This is a genomic window from Frankia sp. Hr75.2, from assembly GCF_949319125.1.
GTDB lineage: Bacteria > Actinomycetota > Actinomycetes > Frankiales > Frankiaceae > Parafrankia > Parafrankia soli.
In genome coordinates this window covers 47202-56665 of sequence record NZ_CASGGV010000297.1, presented here as the reverse complement: position 1 = coordinate 56665, position 9464 = coordinate 47202, and the positions used below count along the sequence as shown (strand labels likewise).

The window sequence follows — 9464 nt, the reverse complement described above, 5'->3', positions numbered from 1 at the left end:
CCGCCGCCGGTCGGGATCCGCGGATCCCGACCGGCGGCGGCTCGTGCCGGAAACCCTGCCCGCCCCCGCTTCGTTGGCCTTGCGAGGGACGGCGGATCGCCTGTGTGACCGGAGAGCGATCACGCGTGGCGGTCATCCGGTGGCACGTGTGTCATCCGACCGACGGCTTACCCGGAGAGTTCGGCCTTGTGTGCAAGGGTGACCCGGGAAGCGACCGTGTTGGTCCGATGGTCCTCGACGTGGAGGATCGTCGGCGTTAAAGGGATCCTTCAGGAAGGACATTCGTCATGGCGATCAGCCTTGCCAAGGGCGGCAACGTCAGCCTCACGAAGCAGGCCGCCGAGGCAGGAACCGGAGCGCTGACCGCGCTCACCGTCGGGCTCGGGTGGGATGCCCGCACGACGACCGGCACCGACTTCGATCTCGACGCCTCCGCCATCGGCGTGAAGAACGACGGCAAGGCACTGTCCGACGGGCACTTCGTCTTCTTCAACAACATGAAGTCCCCGGAGGGCGCCATCACGCTCTCCGGCGACAACGTGACCGGCGCCGGCGAGGGCGACGACGAGTCCGTCAACATCAACCTGGGCCTGGTTCCGGCGGAGATCGACAAGATCGTCGTGCCGGTCTCCATCTACGACGCGGCGAACCGGGCCCAGAACTTCGGCCAGGTCCGCAACGCCTACATCCGCGTGGTGGACCAGACCGGCACCGAGCTCGTCCGTTACGACCTCTCCGAGGACTACTCGACCGAGACGGTCGTCATCTTCGGCGAGGTGTACCGCAACGGAGCCGACTGGAAGTTCCGCGCGGTCGGCCAGGGGCACAACGACCTCAGCGGCCTCGCCCGCGACCACGGCGTCAACGTCTGACCGCCCGCGAGCTGAGTGCCTGCGGGTCAGTTCCCGCGGGCTGACCGGCCGCTGACGGGGGGTGCGTCGCGTGTTGGCCTGGCAGGTCACCCGCCCCGCGCCGGTGGCCACGGCGCCACTGCGCGCGGTCGAGCTGCCCATCCCCGAGCCCGGTCCCGGTCAGGTCCGTCTGAAGGTCGCCGCCTGCGGCGTCTGCCGGACGGACCTGCACCTGGCCGAGGGCGACCTCCCCCCGCACCGGCCGCTCACCGTGCCCGGTCACGAGATCGTCGGGTACGTCGACGCGCTCGGTCCCGGGGGCCATGGGGTTTCCGGGCCGGCCGGCTCCCGGCCACCGGATCCGGCCCCGGCGGCCCCGATCCGGCTGGGTGACCGGCTCGGCATCGCCTGGCTCGCCGGAACGGACCAGACGTGCGCCTACTGCCGGCGCGGCGCCGAGAACCTCTGCCCCGCGTCGCTCTACACAGGCTGGGACGTCGACGGCGGGTACGCCCAGTACGCCGTCGTCGACGCGGACTACGCCTACCGCCTGCCCGCCGGCTACAGCGACGGCGAGCTGGCCCCGTTGCTGTGCGCCGGGATCGTCGGCTACCGGGCGCTGCTGCGCGCCGAGCTTCCGCCCGGCGGCCGGCTGGGCGTCTACGGGTTCGGCGCGTCCGCGCACCTCGCCGCGCAGGTGGCGATCGCCCAGGGTGCGACGGTGCACGTCATGACCAGGTCCGCCCGGGCCCGCCGCCTCGCCCTCGATCTCGGCGCGGCGTCCGCGACCGGCGCCTACGACTCCCCACCCGAGCCGCTCGACGGGGCGGTCCTGTTCGCGCCGGTCGGCGATCTGGTCCCGGTCGCGCTCGCCGCGCTGGACAGGGGCGGCACCCTCTCGATCGCCGGGATCCACCTCACCGACGTCCCGGTCCTGAACTACCAGCGGCACCTGTTCCAGGAGCGCTCGGTGCGCAGCACGACCGCGAACACCCGCGCCGACGGCCGCGAGTTCCTGGAGATCGCCGGGCGCCACCGGCTCGCGGTGACAACCACCCCGTACCCGCTGACGGCCGTCGACCAGGCGCTCGAGGACCTCGCACGCGACCGGGTGGACGGCGCCGCCGTGATGTTCCCGGACGGCGTCTGACGGCCGGCTTACGGGACGAGGCGGTAGAACCGGAAGAAGTCGTGCTCGATGGGCAGCGTCTCCGTCGAGGTGAAACCCGCGAGTTCGGCGTAGCCGGCGAGCGTCGCCGGGCGCATCACGGTTCCCGTGCCCACCGAGGGCTGCCGTGACATCCCGTCCGGCAGGCAGCCGACCAGCGAGTACCCGTAGAGCAGCCGCTCGATCTCGCCCGCGGGGGCGTGGAACGACTCCGCGCACCGCTCGTCCATGACGATCATGCTGCCGCCGGCGGTCAGCAGGCGGCGTGCCGCGTCGAGCACGGCAACCGGGTCCGCCATGTCGTGGACGCACTCGAAGGCGAACACCAGGTCGTAGCCGCCCACCGCCTCGCCGTCCGCGGCCTGCGCGGCGTCGGCGTCGGTGAAGGTGACCCGGTCGGTCACCTCGAGGGCGGCGGCGTTGCGCTCGGCGAGCCGCACGGACTCGGTGTCCGGGTCGAAGCCGTCGACGGTCACTCGGGGGTACGCGCGGGCCAGCGCGACCGATGACCATCCCGCCCCACAGCCGATGTCGGCGACGCGCGCGCCGGCGACCAGCGTGGCGTGCACCTCGGGAGCGGCCGGCAGCAGCTCCTGGCACAGCAGGGAGAGGAACATCGGGCGGTTCGCGGCGGCCTGGGCCTCGCGCGCGTCGGCGCCGAACCGTTCCCAGCTCACCCCTCCGCCGGTCCGGAACGCCTCGGCGATCTCGCCGAGCTGCCGGCCCGCTCCGGCCACGAACCGGGCGAGCGGAGCCAGGTAGTTCAGGCTGTCGACGTCGGCGAGGACCTCCGCGTGCCCCGCGGGCAGCAGGTAACGGCGGGAGAGCGCCTCGGCCGTGCCCGCGGCCTGCCCGTCTCCTGCGGGCTCCGCGCCCGCGCCCCGGTCGCCATGCTCGTCCCGGCTTCCGCCCGCGCCACGGTCCGCGTTCTCGTCCTGGTCGACGTCCGCCGCGACGGTGAGGTAGCCGCAGACCGCCTGGTGCTCGAGCCACTCACGGGCGTACCGCTCCGTGCTGCCGGTCGCGTCCGCCAGTTCGGAGGAGGTGAGGGGCCCGCGCTCGGCGAGGGCGGCGTAGTACCCGAGCCGGTCGCCGAGATAGATCGCCTGAACCTCCTGGGCGCCCAGCACCGCGTCGAAGACCCGTTGGGCGAACGCCTCGACCGCGGCGGACGTGCCGTCGGGCGTGCCCGTGGCCGAGTCGGTGATGATTGTCATGATTTATCCGCTCCATCGTGACGCCGGGTGATGACTTCAGCATCCGGGTGTGGACTGCGGGAGTGATGCGGCCGGCTTGCAGCGGGATAGCGCGGGGGTGGCGTGTCCGGCGTGTGACGGGTTGTGGACCCATGGGACTCCTATGATCGGTTCGTGCGCGTGCGCCTGCTGGGCCCGGTGGACATGGTGGACGCCGCCGGGCTGCCGATCGCCATCGGCAGCCCCACACAGCGGCTGCTGCTGGCCATCCTCGGATCGCGCGTGGGGGACGTGGTGCCTCCCGCGCGTCTGGTCGATGCCGTGTGGGGGGAGTCCCCGCCGCCGTCGGCCGAGGCGACGCTGCGCTCCTACATCTCGAGGCTGCGCCGGGTCCTCGGGGACGCGCTGCCGACCCATCCCGGCGGGTGGTCGCTGCGGCTCGCCCCGGAACAGGTCGACATCGCCGTCTTCGAGCATCTGCTGCGGCTGTCCGGGCAGGTCCAGGACGCGTCCGCGCGGCTCGCCGCGTTGGACGACGCGCTCGCCCTCTGGCGGGGCCCGGCCTTCGGCGAGCTGACCGACGACCCGGCGCTGCGACCGGTGGCGGTGCGCCTCGGCGAGGCTCGCGGCGCGGCGCGCGAGTCCCGGGCCGCGCTGCTGCTGGCGGTCGGGCGCCCGGCCGAGGCGGTCGGTGCCGCGGAGGAACTGCTCGCCGAGTACCCGTGGCGGGAGGGCGCCTGGGGGACCCTCCTCGGGGCGCTGAGCGGTTCCGGGCGGGCCGTCGAGGCCGCGGACGCCTACCGCCGGGCGCACGCGGCCCTGGCGGAGGTGGGCCTCGAACCGGGCCCGGCGCTGCGCGCGGCCCAGGCCGCGGCACTGTCCACGGCAGCCCCCACCGCCGCCCCCACAGCGGCCCCCGCCCCTGAAAGGGCTGAGCCGACAGGTTCCGGCCCAGCCGGCCCAGCCGGCCCGTCTGGGGCGTCTGGGGCGGCTGGGGCGGCGGGCTCGGGACGGCGCCGTCGGCCTCGCCGGCCCGTCACGTCCCTGCTGGGCCGGGAGGCTGACACGGCCGCGGTCTGCGACCTGCTCGCGTCGGCCCGGCTGGTCACCATGTTCGGGCCGGGCGGGGTCGGCAAGACGCGGCTGGCGCTGTACCTCGCCGACCGCCTCGCGGACAGGTTCCCGCACGGCGTCCTGATGGTGGAGCTGGCGACCGTCGCCGACCCGACCGCCGTCCCCGCGTTCGTCGCGGACGCGCTGGGCATGCGCGGCGCCGACGGCGACGCCGGTGCCGCCCTCGAAGCCGCCGCCGAGCTTGACGCGCTCGTGATCCTGGACAACTGCGAGCACGTGGTGGCCGCGGCCGCCGCCGTCGCATCGGCTCTGGTCGAGAACGGTCGCGGTGTGCGCGTGCTGGCGACGAGCCGCGAGCTGCTCGGCGTGGACGGCGAGCACTGCTGGCCGGTACGCCCGCTGCGCGTCGACGGCCCGGACGCACCCGCGCACGCCCTGTTCTGGGACCGCGTCCGAGCCGCCTGCCCGGCGCCGGTTCCGGGGGCCGGACCGGCCTCGGACGGAGACCTCGAGGCGGCCGACCGCATCGTCCGGAGGCTGGACGGCCTGCCGCTCGGCATCGAGATGGCGGCCGCGCGCAGCGGCACGATGTCCCTGCCCGAGCTCGCCGACCGGCTCGAGGACCACCTCGGCCTGCTCCGGGACGTCCGCCGGGTGGGAACGCCGCGCCACCGCACGCTCGCCGACGTGGTCGGCTGGTCGGTCTCGCTGCTGGACGCGCCGCACCGCGCGATGCTGCGGACCATGGGCGCGTTCGCGGGCCCGGTGAGTCCCGCGGACGTCGCCGCGCTGGCGGGCCTGCCCGAACCGGAGGCGCTGGATCTGCTCGACGCCCTGGTGGCCCGGTCGCTGGTGGTCGTCGATCCGTCCCGGGTACCGGCCCGCTACTCGCTCCTGGAGATCATCCGCGAGTACGCGCGACGGCAGCTCGGCGCGTCCGACGCCGTGCTGCGTCAGGAACACGCCCGGTACATCCTCGCCGAGGTGCGGGCCGCGGACGCGGTCCTGCGCACCCCGCGGGAAGCGGCGGGGCACAGCCGGATCACCGACCTGATGGTCGAGGCCCGCGCTGCCCAGACATGGGCGCTGCGCGAAGATCCCCCGCTGGCCGTGGAGATCGCGGCCGGCATGCACGTGTTCGCGATGACGCGGCTGCGGGTCGAGCCGTTGCACGCCGCGGTGGAACTCGTCCGCTCGCTCGGGCTGCACCCGCCGCCGGGCGGCGAGCCCCACCGGCTGGCGGACCTGGTGTCGGATCTCGCCGCGGGCCTGCCACCCGGCGTGACGGCGGGGGCCGCGGCGACCACCCTGGCCACGGCGGCATGCTGGTACGTCAGCGCCGGTGAACTCGAGCTCGCCGTGGCCTGTGCACAGCGCGGACGGCTGATCGCCGGTGACGCGCCCGAACGCCGGTTCCCGCTCGAACTGCTCAGCGACACCGCCTCCTACCAGGGCCGGATCGGCGAGGCCGTCGACCACGGCTGGGAGCTCGTCGCCGCGGCGCGGTCCTGCGCCGACCCGCACGCCGAGGTGGCCGGGCTGCTCAACGTGGCGATCGCGCACGCCTACGCGGGGCACGCCGAGGACGGCCGGGCCGCCCTCAGCCAGGCCCCCGCGGGGCCGCTCGCGCCGTCCGAGCTCGGCTGGCTGGCCTACGGCGAGGCCGAGCTGATCCTTGACCGCGACCCGGACCGCTGCCTGCGGCTGCTCGACCGCGCGGTCGCCCTGGCGGATTCGGTCGACAACCCCTACCTGGGCGGGGTGGCACGGGTGTCCGCGGTGTCCGTCCGGGCCCGCTGCGGTGACCCGCAGCAGGCCGTCGAGGCTTTCGCGCAGGTGCTGCGACACTGGCGCGACCAGTATGCGCTGACCCACCTGCTGACCACGTTGCGTAACCTCGTCGTGCTCTTCCAGCGCCTCGGCCGGCCGCGGCCGGCGGCGCGGCTGCTCGGCGCCGTCACCTCGCAGGCGGTCAAGCCGAGCTACGGCGCGGAGGCCGCGATGCTCGCGGGAGCCGACAGCTGGGTGGACGACGCCCTCGGCTTCGCCGCCGCCACCGCCGAACGCGCCGCCGGAGCCACCCGCACCGTCATCGCCGCCACCGAGACAGCCCTCGACGACCTGGCTGACATCACCACGGAGATCCGCGGCGGGTGAGGGGGTCCACAGACGTCCATGGACCCCCTCACCCGCCACACATCGTTCCGCCTGCCCTGGCAGGGGCCTGGCTTGGCTTCACAGAGCCGGTAGGCGTGTCGTGGGTGCGTCGGGTCAGAGGGGGCGGGCTGCGAGCAGGCGCAGGGCGAGGGTGCCGGCGGCGGTGAGGGCGGCGGCGGTCGCGACCTCCCGGGGCAGCCGGTGCCGGGCCTCGTTCTGGATCGCCTCGTGGAACCGGTCGAAACGGGCGGGCCAGGGGCTCGAACCGACGAAGTAACGGCCCACCTTGTCGGTGTCGGGCAGGCAGGCGCCGACCATGCCGGCGAGCACCCCGATCCGGCGGTCCGCCGGCGCCGCGGCCGTCAGCAGCGCCATCGCGGCGAGGCCGGCCACGCCGTCCTTGCGGGCGATCGGCAGCCATTCGGACTCGGTGCCGGGCCCGGTGCCCCAGTGCGGCAGCGCGTCCATCACGAGGTGGGAGAGGAAGCCCGCGGCCAGCGCCGGCCCCAGCCTGGGCACGGCCATACCGACGAACGCGCCGGCACCGACATGCGAACTGATGATCATTGGCCGCTCCTGCTCACCTGGTCGAGACGGGTACTGGCCTGGTTCCCAGGCATGGTTCCACCTTGTCCCCGGCCCCGGAGGGCGCCGCACCGGGGTCCGCCGGGTGCCATGCCGGGGTCCGGCGGGCGCTGCTCCGGGGTGCGTCCACACGCCCGCGCCCGCCGAGCCGCGGCGCCGTGGCCTGAGACTGCCGGGAAAGTTGTGCCCGTTGGACTCCGGACAGTCCGCACGGCACGTAGCATCTGCATGCATAGCGCAGTGGTGTGGTATCTGTGGCTGGAACTCCAGCTTGTACCGGGCCGGCATGGTCGACACGGTGTGACTGGACAAATCGAAGATGGCGGGTTGACCGGGCCAGTGACAGGGCCGGGGGTCGGAAGGTGAGGCGTGACGGCCATCCCTCGCAGACGTGTGCTCACCGGCACCAGCACGTGCAGCCGCAGGCGTGCGTGCACTGGCATCTGCACACCATCCTATGGTCGGGCGCTTCCGGTGCCGTCCCGGCCCCATCCGCGACCCCGCCCGAGCCGGGCAGCGGTGGGCGCTGGTGTCGCCACCCCGCTGCCGGGGCCTCCCGATCCGCACGCCGCCGTCCGTGCCACCGGCGTCCCGGCCGCCCCCGGCCGGGATGTCTAGGCGGATCTCGCATATGCGTGTGACCGACTCCCTCGCGACGGCAGTCGAATACCCGGACACCCCCGCGGGGGCGATCGTCTCGGTTGCCTGGCGGATAGAGGGCGCCGGCCGTGTCGTCGGTGGGCTGCTGCCGCGCGGCCATCCCGACGGCGGCACGCTGGGCAAGCGGATTCTGCGCGGAGAACGCATCTGGGCCGCCGAGATGCTCCCCTGGGAGCAGGAGATCTCCGCGGAGATGAGCCTGGTTGAGCCCGGGCCGCCCGGCAGCCCGGCCCGGATCATCGTGCACGGCCCGTCCGGCGACATCGTCGGCTACCTGGACCAGCCCGGGCTTCCCTCCGGGCGCCTCCAGCGGCTCACGACGGGCCTGAGCCGCGACGCGCGGCAGGTGCGGATCCGCGCCGGCGGACGGGTGTGGTGGGTACGCGCCACTCATTTGTTCGGCGTGCGCGTGATGCGCGACTCCGGTGTCCTCGTCTACGCCACCAGAGGGCTACACGCGGAGTTCGAGCCGGTGGCGGACTCGCTGGACATGAGCGTCGTGCTGCTGACGCTCGCGTCCATCCCCAGTTCCGCCTACGCCCCGATCCTGGGGTTCTGACACAGCGGCGGGCCGAGCCGGGGCCGGGCGGGCCGGGCCCGGCCCGCCCGGCCCCTCGGTCAGGCGCTGACGATCCGCCGGCCCTCGAAGGCGCGGCCGAGCGTGACCTCGTCGGCCCACTCCAGATCGCCGCCCATCGGCAGCCCGCTCGCCAGGCGGGTGACGGTCAGGCCCATCGGGCCGATCTGGCGGGCCAGGTAGGACGCCGTCACCTCGCCCTCGGTGTTCGGATCCGTCGCCAGGATGATCTCGGTGACGGTCCCGTCGGCGAGGCGGGCCACCAGTTCGCGGATGTGCAGGTCGTCCGGCCCCACACCGCCGATCGGATTGATGGCCCCGCCGAGGACGTGGTACTTGCCGCGGAACTCACGGGTCCGCTCGATCGCGACGACGTCCTTCGACTCCTCGACCACGCAGATGGACGTCGGATCACGCCGCGGGTCGGAACAGATCCGGCACAGCTCTGACTGGGCCACGTTGAAGCAGATCCGGCAGAACCGAACCTTTTCCTTCAGCTCGGTCAACGCGCTGGCGAGCCGGCGGACATCGGCCGGGTCCGCGGCGAGCAGATGGAACGCGATGCGCTGCGCGCTCTTGGGACCGATCCCCGGGAGCTGCCCCAGCTCGTCGATCACATCCTGGACGATGCCCTCGTACACGGCGCCGGCTGACTCAGCCGAGCCCGGGAATACCCAGGCCGCCCAGCGCCCCGCCACCCGGCAGCGCCCGGGCCGCGCCGGGACCACCGCCGACCGCGCCACCGCCCGGCCCGCCGAGCCCTCCGACGGCGCCACCGAGACCGCCGAGCGCGCCACCGAGACCGCCGGTCGCCGCGTTCATCTTCTCGGCCGCGAGCCGGTGCGCGTTGGTGGTGGCGTCACGCACCGCCGCGAGGATGAGATCGGCGAGGGTCTCGGTGTCCTCGGGGTCCACGGCCTCGGGCTTGATCACGAGGTCGACCAGCTCACCGCCGCCGTTCACCGTCGCAACGACGAGCTCGCCACCGGCCGAGCCTTCGACCCGGGCCTCGGCCAGCTCCTGCTGGGCGGTGAACAGGGCGGACTGCATCCGCTGCGCCTGCTCGAGGATCTGCCCCAGGTTGGCCCCGCCACCAGCGGGGATCTGCGGGTTCGACATGACCATGAGCCTACGTGCCGCCGGGCCCCGAACCGGCGTCAGCCACCCGTACTGCCCACCCGAACCGCCCACCCGGC

At 74.0% G+C, this 9464-nt stretch carries 8 protein-coding genes; 4 read left to right on the top strand and 4 right to left on the bottom strand.

Annotated elements, in window-relative coordinates:
• Positions 1–287: 287 nt before the first annotated feature.
• Positions 288–872 carry a TerD family protein gene (locus AC559T_RS23365; RefSeq protein WP_112106418.1) on the top strand — a complete coding sequence of 195 codons (585 nt, stop codon included), beginning with the start codon at positions 288–290 and terminating at the stop codon, positions 870–872.
• A gap of 70 nt (positions 873–942) precedes the next feature.
• Complete coding sequence (locus AC559T_RS23360; protein ID WP_498870123.1) at positions 943–2001, top strand: zinc-binding alcohol dehydrogenase family protein; 1059 nt, start codon at positions 943–945, stop codon at positions 1999–2001.
• A gap of 8 nt (positions 2002–2009) precedes the next feature.
• Here AC559T_RS23360 and AC559T_RS23355 read toward each other — a convergent pair whose 3' ends face one another.
• Entirely contained in the window at positions 2010–3236 is a 1227-nt protein-coding gene (locus AC559T_RS23355; RefSeq protein ID WP_498870122.1) for a class I SAM-dependent methyltransferase, read from the bottom strand.
• Positions 3237–3389: 153 nt separating this feature from the next.
• Here AC559T_RS23355 and AC559T_RS23350 point away from each other — a divergent pair, with 153 nt between their 5' ends.
• Positions 3390–6446: an AfsR/SARP family transcriptional regulator gene (locus AC559T_RS23350; protein ID WP_498870121.1), complete on the top strand. Its 3057-nt coding sequence runs from the start codon at positions 3390–3392 to the stop codon at positions 6444–6446.
• A gap of 114 nt (positions 6447–6560) precedes the next feature.
• On the opposite strand, the gene AC559T_RS23345 is transcribed toward AC559T_RS23350, so the two are convergent.
• Entirely contained in the window at positions 6561–7013 is a 453-nt protein-coding gene (locus AC559T_RS23345) for a hypothetical protein (RefSeq protein ID WP_498870120.1), read from the bottom strand.
• 649 nt (positions 7014–7662) lie between these two features.
• On the opposite strand from AC559T_RS23345, the gene AC559T_RS23340 reads away from it, so the two are divergent.
• The gene (locus AC559T_RS23340) at positions 7663–8250 is read left to right on the top strand and encodes a hypothetical protein (protein ID WP_112109023.1); all 588 of its coding nucleotides are present in this window, start codon (positions 7663–7665) and stop codon (positions 8248–8250) included.
• Between the two features lie 59 nt (positions 8251–8309).
• On the opposite strand, the gene recR is transcribed toward AC559T_RS23340, so the two are convergent.
• Positions 8310–8909: a recombination mediator RecR gene (gene recR / locus AC559T_RS23335; protein ID WP_020463975.1), complete on the bottom strand. Its 600-nt coding sequence runs from the start codon at positions 8907–8909 to the stop codon at positions 8310–8312.
• A 13-nt stretch (positions 8910–8922) separates the two neighbouring features.
• Positions 8923–9387, bottom strand: a complete 465-nt coding sequence (locus AC559T_RS23330) for a YbaB/EbfC family nucleoid-associated protein (protein WP_165938508.1) — start codon at positions 9385–9387, stop codon at positions 8923–8925.
• Positions 9388–9464 lie beyond the last annotated feature (77 nt).